The sequence below is a fragment of the Corynebacterium yudongzhengii genome (assembly GCF_003065405.1).
Classification (GTDB): Bacteria; Actinomycetota; Actinomycetes; order Mycobacteriales; family Mycobacteriaceae; genus Corynebacterium; species Corynebacterium yudongzhengii.
Genome location: NZ_CP026947.1, coordinates 1,957,372 through 1,974,730, shown reverse-complemented (window position 1 = coordinate 1,974,730; position 17,359 = coordinate 1,957,372). Strand labels below are relative to the sequence as shown.

The 17,359-nt window shown below is 64.9% G+C and carries 15 protein-coding genes and 1 pseudogene; 10 read left to right on the top strand and 6 right to left on the bottom strand.

Translation table 11 applies throughout. From position 1 onward, the window contains the following. Positions 1 to 2 precede the first annotated feature (2 nt). From C3B44_RS09185 to benA, 4 genes are all read right to left on the bottom strand, one after another. Positions 3 to 866 carry a 1,6-dihydroxycyclohexa-2,4-diene-1-carboxylate dehydrogenase gene (locus C3B44_RS09185; RefSeq protein ID WP_108432112.1) on the bottom strand — a complete coding sequence of 288 codons (864 nt, stop codon included), beginning with the start codon at positions 864 to 866 and terminating at the stop codon, positions 3 to 5. Positions 867 to 868: 2 nt separating this feature from the next. Further along, a complete protein-coding gene (benC, locus tag C3B44_RS09180; RefSeq protein ID WP_108432111.1) occupies positions 869 to 2,479 on the bottom strand; it encodes a benzoate 1,2-dioxygenase electron transfer component BenC in 1,611 nt (536 codons plus the stop codon). A 128-nt stretch (positions 2,480 to 2,607) separates the two neighbouring features. Beyond that, complete coding sequence (gene benB, locus C3B44_RS09175) at positions 2,608 to 3,117, bottom strand: benzoate 1,2-dioxygenase small subunit (protein ID WP_108432110.1); 510 nt, start codon at positions 3,115 to 3,117, stop codon at positions 2,608 to 2,610. Positions 3,118 to 3,178: 61 nt separating this feature from the next. After that, on the bottom strand, positions 3,179 to 4,699 hold the full coding sequence (benA, locus tag C3B44_RS09170) for a benzoate 1,2-dioxygenase large subunit (RefSeq protein ID WP_108432109.1): 1,521 nt from the start codon (positions 4,697 to 4,699) through the stop codon (positions 3,179 to 3,181). Positions 4,700 to 5,301: 602 nt separating this feature from the next. On the opposite strand from benA, the gene catA reads away from it, so the two are divergent. Next, positions 5,302 to 6,171 carry a catechol 1,2-dioxygenase gene (catA, locus tag C3B44_RS09165; protein WP_108432108.1) on the top strand — a complete coding sequence of 290 codons (870 nt, stop codon included), beginning with the start codon at positions 5,302 to 5,304 and terminating at the stop codon, positions 6,169 to 6,171. Between the two features lie 115 nt (positions 6,172 to 6,286). Beyond that, the gene (locus tag C3B44_RS09160; protein WP_108432107.1) at positions 6,287 to 7,408 is read left to right on the top strand and encodes a muconate/chloromuconate family cycloisomerase; all 1,122 of its coding nucleotides are present in this window, start codon (positions 6,287 to 6,289) and stop codon (positions 7,406 to 7,408) included. A gap of 568 nt (positions 7,409 to 7,976) precedes the next feature. Here the strand turns inward: C3B44_RS09160 and pdxS are convergent. Beyond that, positions 7,977 to 8,873: a pyridoxal 5'-phosphate synthase lyase subunit PdxS gene (gene pdxS / locus C3B44_RS09155; protein ID WP_108432106.1), complete on the bottom strand. Its 897-nt coding sequence runs from the start codon at positions 8,871 to 8,873 to the stop codon at positions 7,977 to 7,979. Positions 8,874 to 8,943: 70 nt separating this feature from the next. On the opposite strand from pdxS, the gene pdxR reads away from it, so the two are divergent. From pdxR to C3B44_RS09115, 8 genes and pseudogenes are all read left to right on the top strand, one after another. After that, complete coding sequence (gene pdxR, locus C3B44_RS09150; protein WP_108432105.1) at positions 8,944 to 10,200, top strand: MocR-like pyridoxine biosynthesis transcription factor PdxR; 1,257 nt, start codon at positions 8,944 to 8,946, stop codon at positions 10,198 to 10,200. Then, positions 10,200 to 10,454, top strand: coding sequence for a muconolactone Delta-isomerase family protein (locus C3B44_RS09145; protein WP_108432104.1), 255 nt, complete (start codon positions 10,200 to 10,202; stop codon positions 10,452 to 10,454). Before pdxR ends, C3B44_RS09145 begins: the two co-directional genes overlap by 1 nt. Before the next feature lie 214 nt (positions 10,455 to 10,668). Then, positions 10,669 to 11,403 (top strand): protocatechuate 3,4-dioxygenase subunit beta, encoded by a 735-nt coding sequence (pcaH, locus tag C3B44_RS09140; protein ID WP_108432103.1) that lies wholly within the window; start codon positions 10,669 to 10,671, stop codon positions 11,401 to 11,403. 9 nt (positions 11,404 to 11,412) lie between these two features. Then, on the top strand, positions 11,413 to 12,039 hold the full coding sequence (gene pcaG / locus C3B44_RS09135; protein ID WP_108432102.1) for a protocatechuate 3,4-dioxygenase subunit alpha: 627 nt from the start codon (positions 11,413 to 11,415) through the stop codon (positions 12,037 to 12,039). An 11-nt stretch (positions 12,040 to 12,050) separates the two neighbouring features. After that, on the top strand, positions 12,051 to 13,187 hold the full coding sequence (locus C3B44_RS09130) for a lyase family protein (RefSeq protein WP_108432101.1): 1,137 nt from the start codon (positions 12,051 to 12,053) through the stop codon (positions 13,185 to 13,187). Continuing rightward, positions 13,188 to 13,595: a 4-carboxymuconolactone decarboxylase gene (pcaC, locus tag C3B44_RS09125; RefSeq protein ID WP_108432100.1), complete on the top strand. Its 408-nt coding sequence runs from the start codon at positions 13,188 to 13,190 to the stop codon at positions 13,593 to 13,595. A gap of 2 nt (positions 13,596 to 13,597) precedes the next feature. After that, a pseudogene (locus tag C3B44_RS09120) lies at positions 13,598 to 14,787 on the top strand (4-hydroxybenzoate 3-monooxygenase). A 5-nt stretch (positions 14,788 to 14,792) separates the two neighbouring features. After that, on the top strand, positions 14,793 to 16,073 hold the full coding sequence (locus C3B44_RS09115; RefSeq protein ID WP_108432099.1) for an MFS transporter: 1,281 nt from the start codon (positions 14,793 to 14,795) through the stop codon (positions 16,071 to 16,073). Between the two features lie 71 nt (positions 16,074 to 16,144). Here the strand turns inward: C3B44_RS09115 and C3B44_RS09110 are convergent, their stop codons facing one another. Beyond that, the gene (locus C3B44_RS09110) at positions 16,145 to 17,323 is read right to left on the bottom strand and encodes an AgaS family sugar isomerase (protein WP_108432098.1); all 1,179 of its coding nucleotides are present in this window, start codon (positions 17,321 to 17,323) and stop codon (positions 16,145 to 16,147) included. Positions 17,324 to 17,359 lie beyond the last annotated feature (36 nt).

The window sequence follows — 17,359 nt, the reverse complement described above, 5'->3', positions numbered from 1 at the left end:
GTCTATCCCTGGTCGCCGCCGGCGACCGGCAGCACCGAACCGGTGATGTAGCTGGCCTCCTTCGAGGCCAGGAAGACGATCGGGGCGGCCTGCTCGTCGAGGGTGCCATAGCGCTTGAACAGGGAGGAATCGACGGTCTGGTCGACGATCTCCTGGTACCACTGCTTGGCCTGCTCGCCCTCGGGGCCGGGGCCGCGCTTGATGGCACGCTCCGGGGCGAGGGTGCCGCCCGGGGCCGTGGCGACGACGCGGACGTTCTTCGGCGCCGCCTCCAGGGCCAAGGCACTGGTCAGGGCGTTGACACCGCCCTTGGAGGCCGCATAAGGCACCCGGTTGGTGCCGCGGGTCGCCACCGAGGAGACGTTGACGATGGTGCCGCCACCCTGGTCGACGAGATGCGGCAGCTCCGCGCGCACCGACCACAAGGTGGTGTACAGTGAGCGGTTGACCTCCTTCTCGATCTCCTCCGGGGTGTAGTGCTCGAAGGGCTTGGCCCAGATGGTGCCGCCGACGACGTTGATGGCGACGTCGATACCCCCGAGCGCGGAGACCGCCTGGTCCATCATCTCCTCAGCGCCGGCCCAGATCTCCAGATCGGCGGTGGCGGAGGAGATGGTGCCGTCGCCGGCTTTCTCGAGCTCGCCGGCGACCTCGTAGACGAGGTCCGCGCGGTCGACCAAGAACACGGAGCCGTTCTCATAGGCGATGCGGTGGGCCACCGCCAGGCCGATGCCTTGGGCAGCACCCGTGATGAGCACGCGCTGACCCTGGAAGCGGTCGGGCGTGTACACGGCCGGCGGTTTGCTGAGATCCACACCCTGGCCTTCGGGCATGGAACCGTGGGCGTTGTTCTTCTCGGTGGACATGACTAGTGGATCTGTGCCTTCTTCTCGATCGCGGTGTTCATCGTGCCGACGGCCTTCGCGCTGTGGCGCGAGACGACCTCCTTGACGGCCTCGATGTCCTTACCCTTCAAAGCCTGCACGAAGTCGAGGTGGTCCTGGGCCAGGCCCGGCTGGACCTGGAAACCGTCCTCGAGCTGCTCCTGCATGATCTCGACGTTACGCAGACCAGCATAGGCCTGCTGCATCGACGGGTTGCCGGAACGGTCGAACAGGTACTCGTGGAAGTCGTTGTTCGCGTCGATGAAGCGGGTGACATCCGCGAACTCGTCGTTATGGATGTACTTGTTGGCCTTTTCGGCGAGTTGCTGGAGCTTGTCGAGGTCCTCGTCGTCCAGCTGGTTGATCAGCAGGCGGGCGACGCCGATCTCGAGGGCGCGCAGAGCCTCGAAGATGACCTCGGACTCGGTCTTCGCCAGGTGGATCTCGCCGGACTCGCGGTCGCCGTAGGAGACGGACATCGACTTCGACTTCTCGTCCGAGGAGTGGGTGACCGTGACCTCTTCCTCCTTCGGGGCGGCGTCGGTACCCGAGCCGGATCCCGTCGCGGCGCCGGACTCCGCGTTGGCGTTGGGGGTGAACTTCTCGTAGTAGAAGTTCGACGGCGGGTTGTCCAGGTCGTTGAGGTAGACGCGGACGGCCTCGACCATCGGCGGCGGGCCACAGAGGTAGACCTCGGCATCGCCTTCGTGCAGGTGCTCCTGCGGGTCCATGTGGTCGGTGACATACCCCTTGCGCTCGTGCTCCTCGTCTTCGCTGGAGACGACGGTGAACCAGTCGAAGTCGGCGAGCTTCTCGCCCAGGGCCTCGATGCGCTCAGTTTCGACGATGTCGTGGTTGAAGGTCGCACCGTAGATCAGGCGGACCGGCTGCGAGTGACCGTTTTCCGCGAGCTTGTCCAGGATGGACAGCACGGGTGCCAGGCCGGTGCCGCCGGCGAGCAGCAGGATCGGCTTGTCGGCGTCGCGCAGGAAGAAAGACCCCATCGGTCCGGTGAGGTTCAGCTTGTCGCCGACCTTCGCTTCCTCGGTGAGGTAGTGGGTCATCTTGCCGCCCGGGGTGTACTTCACCAGGAAGGTGCAGTGATCGTCGTTGTTACTCGACGAGAAGGAGTACGAGCGGTGGAAGTCCGAGTTCGGCGGGGCGATGTTCATGTACTGCCCCGGCAGGAAGGACAGGTTCTCGCGGTTTTCGAGCTTTACGCCCAGCTTGACGGTGGACTCGGACAGCCGCTCGAGCTCGGTGATCTCGCCGGCGAAGGTGGTGGCGCCGGTCTTGGCCTGCGCGGAGGTCATCGGGACCTGGACCAGCATGTCTGAGATCGGGAAGGTCTGGCAGTTGAGGATGTAGCCCTCGTCGGCCTCATCCTCGGTCATGGCCTCGTCGATGAACTCGCCTTCCTCGTACTCGCCGGTCTCGCAGAAGGCCTTGCAGGTGCCGCAGGCGCCGTCACGGCAGTCGAAGGGGATGTTGATGCGGGCCTTGTAGGCGGCGTCGATGATCGTCTGGTCTTCTTCGACCGTGATCATGCGGGTCACGCCGTCTTCGAAAGCGAGAGTGACCTGGGGCTGAGACATGCGTACTCCTCGGGGGAAGAAAAGTTTTTAAGCGAATAGGTAATAACTGCGACCTTCGCCGCAGAAAGCCGGTCGGTAGGGAGCCGACCGGCTTTCTGGCAAGGGGAAAAGTCGACCAGGCTTGGTTCCTAGAGCTGGTAGATGTCCACGACGTGGTGGATGTAGTCGTTCTTCAGGATGATCTTCTTCTTCAGGATCTTCGGCTCATCGCCGGAGAGATCCAGGGTCAAGAAGGTCGTACCGAAGTAGTGGTCGGTGATGTCGTAGCGGAAGTAGTACGAGATCCAGTTGTGGCGGACGTCGACCTGGTCCTCGCGGCGCTCGAGGATCTCGAGGTTGGTCAGGTTATGCCCGGTGCGCGGATCCGGGATCGAGGTCGCAGAGGAGCGCTCGGTGCGGATGCGGAACACGCGGTCCTCGAGGCCGGCGCGGTTCGGGTAGTAGATCAGCGAGATCTCGGACTGCGGGTCGGTGGTGAGGTTGTCGTCGACGTCCCAGGACGGCATCCAGTACTCGGCGTCCTCGTGGTAGCACTCCAGCCACTCCTCGAACTGACGGTCGTCGAGAAGGCGGTTTTCCTTGTAGAGGAAGTCGAGGATCTCGTCGCGGGTGATGTTACCGGCGGAAGCGGAAGTCATGAAAGCTGTTCTCCTTGATGAAAGCGTGGGTCGGTGGCGGACTCGTGCAGGTGCCGGTGGGTTACTGCTTCCGGCGACGGCGGCGACGACGGCGGCCGTCTCCACCGGAGGTGCCGGAGGACTTGCTAGACGACGCCGCCTTAGCCGCGGCCTTCTCCTTCGCGAAAGCGACGGTGGCGGCAGAGGCCTGCTCGTCGTTGCGGACGTTCTTGCTGGTCTGCTCGGCCAGGTTGGCGTCCTCGGCGTCGACCGCGGCCTCCATGACCTGCTCCCAGTACATGTGCTGGATCGGGTACAGGCCCTCGTCCTCGGTGCGGGCACCGGAGGAGAGCACGGAGTTCATGCCCAGAGCCTTGGCGCGCTCGCTCGGCCCCTCGATCTGGTGGCCGAGGCCACGGGTCATGTCGTTCCACGGGAAGGAGGTCGCCTGGTAGGTCTTCTGGCAGGCGCGGAACTCCTCGAGGTCATCCGGGGTGGCCATGCCGGTGGCGTTGAAGAAGTCCTCGTACTGGCGGATACGGTTGGCGCGGTTCTCCGCGGACTCGCCCTTCGGGGCGATGCAGTAGATGGTCACCTCGGTCTTGTCGACGCCGACCGGCTCCAAGCGACGGATCTGGGTGGAGAACTGGTCCATGATGTAGACGTTCGGGTAGAGGCACAGGTTACGGGAGACACCGACCATGAAGTTGGCGCGCTCCTCGCCGTGCAGCTCCTTGAGGGTCTCCAGGCGGTCGTAGACCGGGCGGTCCTCCGGGTTGCCCCACTCCTGCCACAGCATCAGGTGGCCGTTCGGGTAGGAGAAGTAGCCGCCTTCCTTCTCACCCCAGGAGCCGGCGGACATGGCCTTGGTCTCGTTCTTGGATTCGCCGGTGCCACGACGGGAGGTGGTGGCGGCGTAGTTCCAGTGCACCGAGGTGACGTGGTAGCCGTCGGCACCATTTTCGGCCTGCAGCTTCCAGTTGCCGTCGTAGGTGTAGGTGGAAGCACCCTTGAGGACCTCGAGGCCCTCCGGGGACTGGTCGATGAGCATGTCGAGGATGGCGGTGGTATCGCCCAAAAATTCCTCGAGCGGCTGCACGTCATCGTTGAGGGAGCCGAAGAGGAAGCCGCGGTAGGAGGCGAACTTCGGGACGCGGCGCAGGTTGTGGGAGCCGTCGTTGTCGAAGGCCTCCGGGTAGCTGCCGGCCTCCTGGTCCTTGGCCTTGAGGAAGGTGCCGTCGTTGGAGAAGACCCAGCCGTGGAAAGGGCAGGTCAGGGTGGTGCGGTTATCAACCTTCTTGCGGCACAGCATGGCGCCGCGGTGGGAACACGCGTTGATCAGGCAGTTGAGCTCGCCGTTTTTGGAGCGGGTGATCACGACCGGCTGACGACCGATGTTGGTGGTGAAGTAGTCGCCGGGGTTCGGGATCTGGGACTCGTGGGCGAGGAACAGCCAGTTGCCCTCGAAGATGTACTTCATCTCGAGCTCGAACAGGTCCTCGTCGGTGAAGATCTCGCGGTTCAGGCGAACGGTGCCCTCTTCCGGGTTGTTCTCGAGGGCGCGGGAAAGCAGCTCGCGGGTATCAGCGGTCGGGCTGGTCATGGTTGCACTTCCTTGTATCTACTCGTCAGAACCTATGAGACGGGGTTCCGTTGATAGGTTGAAGGTGATGCCGCTCACATCTCGTGAGGGATGAATTCCACTATGCATGACATTGACCCGCGTCACACTAGGGAATTACCTAGGATATGTTAGGGGGTAGATGTGCGAAAAGTGTATACGACGTTCGCTGGACGGATTTACCTGTGCTGAGCTGCTGGGATGCTGGTTTGCTGCGCTGGGTTTTGCCTGCAGCTTGCGGGTGGAGTGCGTTGAATCCAGAAGATTCGCATCTGTCCAAGGGTTACTTAGGGTACCCTTCTCACCCTTGTGGGGTTAGTCACCCTAAGGGCATTCACTAGGTTTATCCTAGGGTGCCTAGGGCAGATAATGACCTGCGATCCGGGCACATGCGGCACTGCCAGTGCTTTTGCGAATTCTTAAGAGATTTTGCTGGCGAGATGCCCTTGGGGCCCGGGTAGGGGATCTTGCAGTGCTCAGGTGGCCTGAGACACAATCAAGTCAGTCCAGCGCAGCACATCACCGACGTATGTGGGACGTTGGAGTCCATCTCCGTATCGAAACTTCTACTACAGGAGACATTCATGACCTTCCATAACCTTTCCGGTGAGCAGGGCGACCCGACGGCGAAGTCCTCCGGTAACGCCGCCACCGACAAGTTCAAGAACCTGGCTGCCAAGTCCGACACCAGCCCGGAGCGCGCCCGCGCGATCTACCAGGACGTCTTCAAGGCGATCGAGGAGATCGCCCACAAGCACCAGATCACCTACGACGAGTACAACGTCCTCAAGCAGTGGGTCATCCAGGTCGGCGAGTACGGCGAGTGGCCGCTGTGGCTGGACGTCTTCGTCGAGCACGAGATCGAAAAGGTCAACTACGACCGCAAGGACTACACCGGCACCAAGGGCTCCATCGAGGGCCCGTACTACGTCGAGAACTCTCCGAAGCTGGAGTGGGACGCTCAGATGCCGATGCGCGACAAGGACAAGGAGGCCAAGACCCTCGAGTTCAAGGGCCAGGTCACCGACCTCGACGGCAACGGCCTCGGCGGCGCCACCGTCGAGCTGTGGCACGCCGATGAGGATGGCTACTACTCCCAGTTCGCCCCGGGTATCCCGGAGTGGAACCTGCGTGGCACCATCGTCACCAACGACAACGGCGAGTACCACATCAAGACCCTGCAGCCGGCTCCGTACCAGATCCCGACCGACGGCCCGACCGGCTGGTTCATCCTCTCCTACGACGGCCACCCCTGGCGCCCGGCCCACCTGCACCTGCGCGTCAAGCACCCGGGCTACCGTGAGATCACCACGCAGCTGTACTTCCGTGGCGGCGAGTGGGTCGACAACGACGTTGCTTCCGCCGTCAAGGAGGAGCTGATCCTGGATCCGCAGGAAAACGCCGACGGCAACAACGAGGTCACCTACAACTTCGCCCTCGATAAGGAGGACTAGTTCCTCTCTGCAGAGGTCTGTGATCCTCTGTGCTCAGGCACCCCGCCTCGCCCTACGATGGGACGTTCGGCAGGGGTGCCTTTTCGTCTAACTTTCGAAGGGAATGACTCAATCTATGTCCGATCTGACTATCTCCCGGGTCGAGACCCGGCTTCTCGACGTCCCGCTCATCCGTCCCCACGGCTTCGCCACCTACACCGCCACCGCGCAGCCTATCCTGTTGATCTCGGTGCACCTCGAAGGCGGCGTCGTCGGCTACGGCGAGGGCGTGGTCCCCGGTGGCGCCTGGTGGGGAGGCGAGGCCGCCGAGACCATGAAGATCATCATCGATCGTGAGCTCACTCCGGTCACCGTCGGCAAGGAAGTCACGGCACTGACCGGCATCGTCAAGGACTGGAACCGCTCGGTGGCCAACATGCGCTTCGCCAAGGCCGGCCTCGAGATTGCCATGTACGATGCCTGGGCCCGTGCCCTCGACGTGCCGCTGGCCCACCTGCTCGGCGGCAAGTTCCGCGACGAGCTCGACTGCGTCTGGGCGCTCGGCGTCTTGCCTCTCGACGAGGCCATCTCCGAGGTCAACGAACGCATCGAAACCATGGGCACCCGCAGCTTCAAACTGAAGATGGGCTCGGGCGACCCGCGCGTCGATACCCGGCGCATCTCTGAGCTCATCGCGAATACCTCCGACGAGCTGTCGTATCGCATCGATATCAACGCCCGCTGGGACCGTCTGACCGCCCTGACCTGGCTGCCGAAGCTCGCGGAGGCCGGCATCGAGCTCTTCGAGCAGCCGACGCCTGCCGACGATCTGGACACCCTCCGCGAGATCACCACCCGCATCGGCGTTCCCGTGATGGTCGACGAGTCGGTGTGCTCGCCTGCCGACGCCCTCAACGTGGTGAGGAAGCAGGCCGCCGACGTGGTGGCCATCAAGACCACGAAACTCGGCGGCCTGGAGGAGTCGAAGAAGACCGCCGCCATCGCGGAGGCCGCAGGGCTCGCCTGCCACGGCGCGACCTCGCTCGAAGGCCCGTTCGGCACCGCCGCCTCGCTGCACTTCGCGGCCTCGACGCCGGCGGTCACCTACGGCACCGAGCTCTTCGGCCCGCTGCTGCTCAAGGAGAGCTACGCGCAAGAAGAGATTGTCTACCGCGACGGCAAGGTCGTCGTCCCTGAGGGCCCGGGCTCTGGCATGAACCCGGATTGGGACAAGATCAACCACTTTACCCGCGAATAGGGTGGCGCGTTTCTCCGGGCTTGGTCGGGTTGGCGCTGGTCGCGGTCACACGGAAAGGAGGGCTGGTTTCTGTGCGCCTCCTTTCGGCCAGCGTTAGCGCGCTATAGCCGGGGAGGTGTGGCAGGCTGCGGGCGTTTTGCAGGAGAGGTAGATGGGGCTGGTGGGGCGACTAGCTAGTGGGGTCACGCGTCTGCCCGGCTGTGCGCTCATGGTGCGCTACCGCTGGTCGAATTCACTCTCACCGAAAGGAGTGCTGTTTTCGACCGCGCGGGACTCCTTTCGGGCCGCCTCCTTTCGACCAGCGTTAGCGCGCTATAGCCGGGGAGGTGTGGCAGGCTGCGGGCGTTTTGCAGGAGAGGTAGATGGGGCTGGTGGGGCGACTAGCTAGTGGAGTCACGCGCCTGCCCGGCCGTGCGCTCATGGTGCGCTACCGCTGGTCGAATTCACTCTCACCGAAAGGAGTGCTGCTTTCGACCGCGCGGGACTCCTTTCGGACCGACTCCTTTCGACCAGCGTTAGCGCAACACGGACGATAGACCACCCGCTACCACCGCAAACGGCAGAACCCTTACCACCCACGCTCCGCCAACCGGTGCGGGGCGGGTAGGTCGGCGACGTTGATCCCGACCATCGCCTCGCCGAGCCCGCGCGAGACGTCCGTGATCACGGCTGGGTCGTTGAAGTGTGCCGTCGCCTTCACCACTGCCGCGGCACGTGCCTGCGGGTTGCCGGATTTGAAGATGCCGGAGCCGACGAAGACGCCGTCGGCGCCGAGCTGCATCATCATGGCGGCATCGGCGGGCGTCGAAACCCCGCCAGCAACGAGAAGCGGCACCGGAAGCTTGCCGGTCGCGGCGACTTCGCGCACGAGATCCACCGGCGCGGCAAGCTCCTTCGCCCGCACGTAGAGCTCGTTCTCAGGGGTGTTCGTCAGCTGCCGGATATCCGAGGTGATGGTGCGGATGTGCGTGGTGGCCTCCGACACATCCCCCGTGCCTGCCTCGCCCTTGGAGCGGATCATGGCCGCGCCTTCGGCGATTCGGCGCAAAGCTTCGCCGAGGTTCGTCGCCCCGCAGACGAAGGGCACCTTCAGCGCGTGCTTGTCGATGTGGTGGGTGTAGTCGGCGGGGGAGAGGACCTCGGATTCGTCGACCACGTCGACGCCGAGCTGCTGCAGGATCTGCGCCTCGACGAAGTGGCCGATGCGCGCCTTGGCCATTACCGGAATGTCGACCGCCGCGATGATCTCCTCGATCAGCTCGGGATCGGACATGCGGGCCACGCCACCCTGGGCGCGGATGTCGGCGGGCACGCGCTCGAGCGCCATGACCGCTTGGGCGCCGGCGTCGGCGGCGATGCGCGCCTGCTCGGCGTTGACGACATCCATGATCACCCCACCGGTGAGGTGGTCGAGCACTCCTCGGCGGGCGTGTGGGTACTGGTAGGTATTCGTGGAATCGTTCATGAGTGTCTATTCAACGAGCCCGCGTGGTCTAACATGAAGTCCAGAAACTCACCGAACTTTTGGACCAGTCGTGACCATTCCTGCCCGCATCGCCCGTGAGCTGCGCGAGCGTATCACCGCCGGCGAGCTCAGCGCTGGAGACCGCCTCGAATCCACCCGTGTGCTGGCCCGCCAGATGGGGGTATCGCGCGGCTCGGTCGTCGCCGCCTATGAACAGCTCGTTGGCGAGGGCTACCTCGACACCACCCACGGCGGCACCCGCGTCAGCGCCGCGTCAGCGCCGCGCCCGCGACCAACAGCGCCTACCCCCGTGCCAAAGCACCTCCGACCCGGGCTTCCCGACGGCCACGGCCTGACCACCACCCTGTGGCGCTCCAGCTGGCGCGCGGCCGCCGCCGACCCGCAGGCTCACCCCGTGCCGGGCTCGCACAGGCTGCGCAGCCAGCTCGCCGAGCACCTCCGACTCACCCGTTCCGTGGTGGTCGACGAAGAATCGCTCCTGGTCACCGCCGGGGTGCGCGACGGGCTGACGCTTCTGCTCCAAGCGCTCGATCCCGCCGGCACCGTCGCTGTCGAGGACCCGGGGCTTCCCACCTTGCGCCGCGTGCCCGCCGCCCTCGGCCGCCGGGTCGTCCCGGTCTCCTCGGACGAGGAGGGCATACGCATCGCCGATCTCGAGCGCCTGAAACCGCAGGTCGTGATCGTGATGCCGAACCACCAGTACCCGCTGGGGACCCAGATGGCCTTCCAGCGCCGCCTCGAACTGCTGGAGTGGGCGCGGGATAATGGCGCCTTCCTCGTCGAGGACGACTACGACTCCGAGCTGCGCCGGGCGCATCCCGCCCTCGTCGCCTTGGACCCAGGGCTGGATCGCGTCGCGATGCTGGGCTCTTTCGCCAAGACGCTCTCCCCGGCGCTCGGGCTGGGCTATCTCATCGCCCCGGAAGCCCTGCGCGAGCGCGTTTTCGCGCTGGCCACGCCGGTCTCCGGCATCGTGCAGGACGCCATGGCGGAGTTCCTCGCCCACGACGGCTTGCGCCGGCACACCGCCCGCATGCGCCGGGAGTATCGCCGCCGCCAGCGCCTTTTTCGCGAGGTCTTTCCTGCCGGCCACGCGATGGACGGCGGGCTGCACGCAGTCATTGAGGTAGCAGACGAGGCGAAGGTGGTGCGTCGGGCGCGCGCCCGCGGCTTCGGGGTGGAGGGCTTAGGCCAGTACTGGAGCTCGGCGACGCGCGACGGGATCGTGCTGGGGCTCGGCAGTGAGGCTAACGAGCGCCTGCGTTCTATGCTGGTGAGGCTGCGCGAGGTCATCGAGGAGGGCTGATGCTTTTTCACGCTCGCTTAGATATCGCCGTCCCCCGCGGCATGGACCCAGAGGTGCGTGCCGATCTCTTCGAACGCGATCGCTCTTATCTGGCCCGCGCCGAGGGCGTGCGTCGTCTGCAGGCGGTCGGCGAGCAGGTCGAGTTCTTGCTCATCGAGGCCGCCGACCACGAGCAGGTGCACACCTGGCTGGCGGAAAGACCGCTGGCACGCTTTGCGACGATCACCCTTACCGCCGTCACCGCCCATCGTTAAACGCGCGGTCGGCGTACCGAAGCCACCCCTACACCCCTGAAGTGCACCCCTGAGTCGACCCCGACGCGCGGGCGTGCAACATCCGCGCAGGTGAAAAGGCGTGCGCTCCACGACCGTCGAGTTCGCCTAGCGAACCGTTTTTGTGACCTGGGTTACTTTCCTAGCATGAGCGGCATCAGCTCCCAGATACGTTCAAAGCCGAAAGGATCCCGCGATGACGGATCGCTTTCATCACTTGCTGTCATCCGCGCCGGAGCAGAGGCACAACGCCCCCACCGATAATGCTTATGCGCCGCTGCACTTTCCGGACTACCGCACCACCAGCCTGCGCAACCCCAACAACGAACTGATCATGATGCCAGAGCGCCTCGGCGAGCTCACCGGCCCCGTTTTCGGCGAGCGTGACTTAGGTGGCGTCGATAATGACATGACCCAGGCCAACGGGGGAGAGGCCATCGGCCAGCGCATCTTCGTCCACGGCCGCGTGCTCGGCTGGGACGGCAAGCCCGTGCCCAACACTCTCGTGGAGGTCTGGCAGGCCAACGCCGCCGGCCGCTACCGCCACAAGAACGACTCCTGGCCCGCCCCGCTCGACCCGCACTTCAACGGCGTCGCCCGCACGCTGACCGACGATGACGGCCACTACCACTTCTATACCGTCCATCCCGGGGCATACCCTTGGGGCAACCACCACAACGCCTGGCGGCCCGCCCACATCCACTTCTCCCTCTACGGACGCCAGTTCACCGAGCGCCTGATCACCCAGATGTATTTCCCCGGCGATCCCTTCTTCTTCCAGGACCCGATCTACAACTCGGTGCCAGAAGATGCCCGCGCACGCATGATCTCGGTCTTCGACTACGACGAGACCCGCCCCAACTTCGCCGTCGGCTACAAATTCGACATCGTCCTACGCGGCCGCCACCAGACCCCGTTCGAAAACGCCTAGGAGTACCTCATGATCGATTCCGACTCCTCCGGGGACTACCGCTACCCCGTCTCCCAGATCACCGACCAGGACGACGCCGCCTCGGGCATCACCCCGTCGCAGACCGTCGGTCCCTATGTCCACATCGGCCTGCTCAACGAGGGCTCCGAGACCCTCGTCACCGGCGACGATCCCGAGGCCATCGAGCTGAGCATCACCGTCGTTGACGGTGCTGGCAAATACATCAAAGACGCCATGGTCGAGCTCTGGCAGGCGCGTGCCGACGGCACGTTCAACGCCCCCAACGACCCCCGCACGGCCGCGGCCGCCACGGAGCAGGGTTTCCGGGGCCTAGGCCGCGGGTTTTGCGACGATAATGGGCGTGTCACTTTCCGCACCGTCGTTCCCGGAGCCTTGCCGGGCCAGGCGCCGCACATCAACGTCGGCATCTTCGCCCGCGGTATGCTCGAGCGCCTGATCACCCGCGTCTACTTCCCGCAGCACGCCGGTTGGCACGCGGCGGATCCGGTGCTGACAAGCGTCGATAAGCCCCGCCGGAGCCTACTCGTGGCCGAGGAAACCGACGCCGGCTACGCCTGGACGGTGCACGTCCAGCACCCGGATGCGGGCCTAGAAACCCCCTTCTTCCACCTCTAGAAAGCCTCGATATGTCTCTTAGCAGGAACGCTTATGCGGATTTCGCCGCCGTCGGCGATAATGCCCTCGGCGCGAGTGCCCAGCTATCCGATACCGCCTGGCTCAAGGCACTGCTGCGCTTCGAAGAAGAACTTGCCGACGCCGCCGCCACCGTCGGCGCCGTCACCGAAAAGCAGGCCCGCACCGCACGTGCCGGGATCGCCGACTACCGCGCAGGCCTCGATGTCGAACACATCGCCCGCGCGGCCGCCGCCGGGGCCAACCCCGCGATCCCCATGGTCGCAGAGATCAAGGCGCTTCTCGACGACCCCCGCGCCGTCCACTTCGGCGCCACCAGCCAGGACGCCGTGGACACCGCCACCGTGCTGGTGGTGAAGGAGGCGGCCGGGATCGTCGACAAGCGACTTAGCCATCTCGCCGGCCTGCTGCGCGAACTCTGTGACACCCACCGGCGCACGCCCATCATGGGGCGCACCCTGGGACAGCAGGCGCTGCCCACCTCTTTCGGGCTCATCGCCGCCGGCTGGCTGCAGGGCCTCGCCGCCGCCCGCGCCGCGCTGCGCGAGGCCGCCGCCGCGCTGCCGGTCCAATACGCCGGCGCCACCGGGGATCTGCAGGCCAGCGCCCCTTTAGGCCTACAGCTTCACGACGCACTCGCCGAACGCCTCAGCCTCAACACACATCCGCGGGTGTGGCACACCGACCGGCAGCCCGTGCTTGCCGTCGCCGCAGCGTGCGCCCGGGTGTGCTCGGCACTGCGCAAAATCGCCGGCGATATCGTCGCCCACTCGGCCACCGAAGTCGGCGAACTGCGCGAAGCTCACCCCGGCGGCTCGTCGGCCATGCCGCATAAAAGGAACCCGGCCGCGGCGGTGGCTTGCGAAGGCTACGCTCGCCGCGCCCCCGGGCTCACCGTCACGCTTTTCGACGCCGCCGATACCCGCCATCAGCGTGGCGTCGGCACCTGGCACGCCGAGTGGCAACCCCTGCGCGAGCTTCTCGCTGTCACCGACAACGCCGCCGCCCGCCTCGAGGCGAGCCTCGACGGCATCACCGTCGATACCGAGGCCATGGCCGCGCGCGCCGGAAAGTGCCGCTTCGAGCACACCGACGAACTCATCGACGACATCCTGGAAAGGAGCACCTAAATGAGCACCTACGACGACGGCCGCACGGCCGCCTACGAACGAGGCATGAGCATCCGCCGCGCCGTGTTGGGCGATGAGCATGTCGACGCCGCGCTGAAGAAACAAAGCGCCGTCACCGAGAAGTTCCAGGACTTCATCACCCGCACCGCCTGGGGAGACATCTGGAACCGCGAGGGCCTCGACCACACCCAGCGCCGCCTTTTGACCATCGCGATTCTCACCGCGGTGGGCAACCACGGCGAGCTCGACATGCACATCAACGCCGCCCTGCGCGCCGGGGTGGATGCCGAGATTATCGGCGAGACCCTTTTACACACCGCCGTGTACGCCGGCGTGCCCAACTCGAACCATGCGTTCAAGTTGCTGGACGCGGCCGTCGAGAAGCACACCGACCCCGAGGAGCACTAAACATGACGCACACCCCAGTCGCCATCATCGGCGCCGGCCCCGCCGGGCTGACGCTTGCGCACCTCCTGCATCAACACGGCGTCGAATCCGTGATCTTCGAGGCCCGCTCCCGCCAGGAGGTCGAAGAAACCGTGCGCGCCGGCGTGCTCGAACAAGGCGTCATCCGCATGATGCGGGAGACCGGCGTCGGCGAGCGCATGGACCGCGAGGCCGACATCGACGACGCCATCGACATCTCCATTCGCGGCGAGCGCACCCGCATCGACCTCAAGGAACTCACCGGCCACCAGATGGCCGTCTGGCCGCAGCACGAATACCTCAAGGACTTCATCGCCGCCCGGCTGCGCGATGGCGGCACGATTCTTTTCAACACCACCGTCGACGACGCCGAAGGCTTCGACGGTGAGAAAGTCACCGTCCGCTACACCGACGCCGACGGCCATAGCCAGCAGTTAAATGCCGACTGCCTCGTCGCTGTCGACGGCTCAAAATCACCCTACCGCAGCCACATCCTCGACGTGGGTGGCGCGCGCCGGGATCGGCACGAATACCCGTATGCGTGGTTCGGCATCCTGGTCAACGCCCCGCAGACGCAAAAAGAGCTCATCTACGCCACCCACCCGGAAGGCTTCGCGCTGATCTCCACCCGCTCCGAGACCGTCCAGCGCTACTACCTGCAGTGCGACCCCGACGATGAGGTTTCCGACTGGAGCGACGAGCGCATCTGGGAGCAGCTTCACCAGCGTGTCGACGGCAGCGGCCTCACCGTCAGCGAAGGCGAAATCTTCGACAAATCCGTGCTGCGCTTCCGCTCCGCGGTGACCGACCCGATGCAGCGCGGCCGGCTGTTCATCGCCGGCGACGCCGCCCACACCGTGCCGCCGACCGGTGCGAAGGGGCTCAACCTCGCGGTCGCCGGCGTCTCCGTCCTTGCCCCGCCCTCGCCCGCGCGGTGAAGAAGAACACCGTTGATCTACTCGATCAGTACTCCGCCCTGGCCGTGCCGCGCGTGTGGAAAGCCCAGCACTTCTCGTACTGGATGTCCTCCATGCTCCACTCCGTGCCCGATGCCGGGCACTTCCACCACCAGCGCCGCCTGGCCGAGCTCAGCGCGATGCTCGGCTCCGAGGCGGGGCGCCGCTACCAGGCCGAGCAATACGTCGGCCTCGACTTACCGAGCTTCGAGGTGTGAATGTCATGTCTGCTGAGGTGCGTTCCACCGCCGTTGTGACGATCCTGCTGTGGATCGCCGTGCTTCTCGACGGCTTCGACATGGTCGTCATTGGAGCCGTTTTGCCCTCGATGATCGAGGATCCCACCTGGCAGCTTACCGCCGGGGAAGGAACCCAGATCGTCACCGCCGGACTGGTCGGTATGACGATCGGTGCTCTCGCGATTGGCACGCTCACTGACAAGCTTGGCCGGCGCTGGGTGATGATCGTATCGGTCTTCGCTTTCTCCCTGCTTACGTTGGCCATGGGGTTTGCGAACTCCGTGTGGATGCTCATTGTCCTGCGCTTCCTCGCCGGTGTTGGTCTCGGTGGCTGCCTACCGACTGCGATTTCTATGGTGACGGAATTCCGTGGCCGCGCGAAGGCCGGATCGTCCACGACGACGGTCATGACCGGCTATCACGTCGGCGCCGTGCTCACCGCGCTGCTCGCCATCGTCATGATTGAGCCCTTCGGCTGGCAATCCCTGTTCATCGCGGGGGCTATCCCAGGGTTGATCCTGGCCCCGGTGATGTTCTTCTTGCTGCCGGAGTCTCCTCAGTATCTGCTGGCTAAGGGTCGGATCGGGGATGCCGAAGCGATCGCGGCCCGTTATGGCATGGAGCTTTCCGACGAGCTCGATCGCACCGCCGCCCAGGCCGCACAGAAGGACAAGCAGCGCAATTCTCTCTCCGCGCTGCTCGCGCCTCGCTATCGCCGGAATTCCCTGGCGATCTGGGTGACGTCGTTTATGGGGCTTCTGCTGGTCTACGGGCTCAACACGTGGCTGCCACAGATCATGCGTGCCGCGGATTACGACATGGGCAACTCGCTGGGTTTCCTGCTGGTGCTCAACGTTGGCGCCGTCGTCGGTCTCGTGATCGCCGGACGGGTCTCCGATACTCACTCGCCCCGTGCCACCGGCCTCGTATGGTTCGTCTTGTCCGCACTCTTCCTCGCGCTCATGGCCATCAAGCTTCCGCTCGTGGCACTCTACGTCGTCGTGTTCATCACCGGCGTGTTCGTGTTTTCTGCGCAGAACCTCGTCTACGCCTTCGTCGGCGAGAACCACCCGTCCAACATGCGCACCACCGCCATGGGCTTTTCCGCCGGCATCGGTCGCCTCGGTGCTATTTCTGGACCGATGCTTGGTGGCCTGCTCATTAGCCTCGGACTGGCGCATCCTTGGGGTTTCTTCGCCTATGCAGCTGTTGGGCTGTTGGGAGCTGTCATCTTCGCACTGACCCGACCGGTGTATCGGCGGTAGGTAGCCGACGACTCTCGGCACAAAAAGAACCCTGGGCGGGTGTGCCCAGGGTTCTTGGTGCGCTTATGCCTTTAGGCCTTCGGGAAAGGATGGATCACGACGCCACGCACCACGCGGTTCACCTGGCCGGTGGGGCTCGGGGTATCCGGGGTGTTATCCACCTTGACCGCGTTGATGAGGGCCACGACCTGGCCCACCATCACGAACGGCAGGGCGGCATAGGCGGCCGGCAGCAGCGGGAAGTCCCGGAAGGAGAAGGACTCTCCGTCGTAGGACTCCAGGCCTTCGCCTTCTTGCTGGATCGCCACGACCTTGCGGGCGATGCTGTCGGCCTGGACCTCCTTGAGCAGGTCGAGGTCATAATCACGGGTGTACGGATCGTTGGAGACGAACACGAACACCACCGTCGTCTCATCGACGAAGGACTTCGGTCCGTGCCGGTAGCCCATCGAGGAGTCGAAGGACGTGGGCACCAGGCCGCGGGAGAGCTCCAGGATCTTCAGCTGCGCCTCCTGGGCCAGGCCCGCGAAGGCACCCGAACCCAGGTAGGTCAACCGCTGGGCATCACCCAGAATGAACTGGGTGATCTCCGCTTCCCGCTGCGTGACCTGCTCACCCATCGTGGCGGCCTGCTCGACCCAGGTGCGCTTGACCTCCAGGTCAGCCGGGTCGAAGCAGAGCGTGGCGAGCAGCGACATGCAGGTAAACGAGCCGGTCATGGCGAAGCCACGATCGTTGGCATCCGGCAGCAGAAGGGTGAGGCTGTCCGGATCGTCCTGCGCCTGCTGCGCCAGCTTGCCCTCTGGTGCGCAGGTGATGTTGAGGAAACGAACGTCGGGAAGGAACTCGCGCGCGATGTTCACCGCGGCGAGGCTTTCCGGGCTGTTCCCCGAGCGGGCGAAGGAGACCACGACGGTCGGCTCCTCGGGGTCCAAGAAACTCTCTGGAGCCGAGACGATATCCGTCGTGGCGATGGGGCGGAATGCGTAGGCCTTCCGGTCCGCGGCCGTGCGTAGGTACGGGGCGATGGTGTCGCCCACGTAGTCGCTGGTGCCGGCACCGGTGAAGATGACGGTGAGCCGCTTGTCACCGGCCATCTTTTGTGCCTGGGTGAGAAACTCGTCGATAGCCTGCCGGTTGGCCTCATAGATGGCCAGGGTGTCGCGCCACAGCCGCGGCTGCTGGGCGATTTCGGCAGTGGTGATCGCCGCACCGATCTTCTCGAGCTGAGCTTGCGATTTCTCGAACATTCCAGTGGATCCTTTCCCGATACTTCGTTGACTTCA

What these genes read in the sequence shown, in the direction of transcription:
- C3B44_RS09185 (WP_108432112.1), bottom strand. Translation starts at nt 866, where the DNA reads ATGTCCACCGAGAAGAACAACGCCCACGGTTCCATGCCCGAAGGCCAG.
- benC (WP_108432111.1), bottom strand. Translation starts at nt 2,479, where the DNA reads ATGTCTCAGCCCCAGGTCACTCTCGCTTTCGAAGACGGCGTGACCCGC.
- benB (WP_108432110.1), bottom strand. Translation starts at nt 3,117, where the DNA reads ATGACTTCCGCTTCCGCCGGTAACATCACCCGCGACGAGATCCTCGAC.
- benA (WP_108432109.1), bottom strand. Translation starts at nt 4,699, where the DNA reads ATGACCAGCCCGACCGCTGATACCCGCGAGCTGCTTTCCCGCGCCCTC.
- catA (WP_108432108.1), top strand. Translation starts at nt 5,302, where the DNA reads ATGACCTTCCATAACCTTTCCGGTGAGCAGGGCGACCCGACGGCGAAG.
- C3B44_RS09160 (WP_108432107.1), top strand. Translation starts at nt 6,287, where the DNA reads ATGTCCGATCTGACTATCTCCCGGGTCGAGACCCGGCTTCTCGACGTC.
- pdxS (WP_108432106.1), bottom strand. Translation starts at nt 8,873, where the DNA reads ATGAACGATTCCACGAATACCTACCAGTACCCACACGCCCGCCGAGGA.
- C3B44_RS09145 (WP_108432104.1), top strand. Translation starts at nt 10,200, where the DNA reads ATGCTTTTTCACGCTCGCTTAGATATCGCCGTCCCCCGCGGCATGGAC.
- pcaH (WP_108432103.1), top strand. Translation starts at nt 10,669, where the DNA reads ATGACGGATCGCTTTCATCACTTGCTGTCATCCGCGCCGGAGCAGAGG.
- pcaG (WP_108432102.1), top strand. Translation starts at nt 11,413, where the DNA reads ATGATCGATTCCGACTCCTCCGGGGACTACCGCTACCCCGTCTCCCAG.
- C3B44_RS09130 (WP_108432101.1), top strand. Translation starts at nt 12,051, where the DNA reads ATGTCTCTTAGCAGGAACGCTTATGCGGATTTCGCCGCCGTCGGCGAT.
- pcaC (WP_108432100.1), top strand. Translation starts at nt 13,188, where the DNA reads ATGAGCACCTACGACGACGGCCGCACGGCCGCCTACGAACGAGGCATG.
- C3B44_RS09115 (WP_108432099.1), top strand. Translation starts at nt 14,793, where the DNA reads ATGTCTGCTGAGGTGCGTTCCACCGCCGTTGTGACGATCCTGCTGTGG.
- C3B44_RS09110 (WP_108432098.1), bottom strand. Translation starts at nt 17,323, where the DNA reads ATGTTCGAGAAATCGCAAGCTCAGCTCGAGAAGATCGGTGCGGCGATC.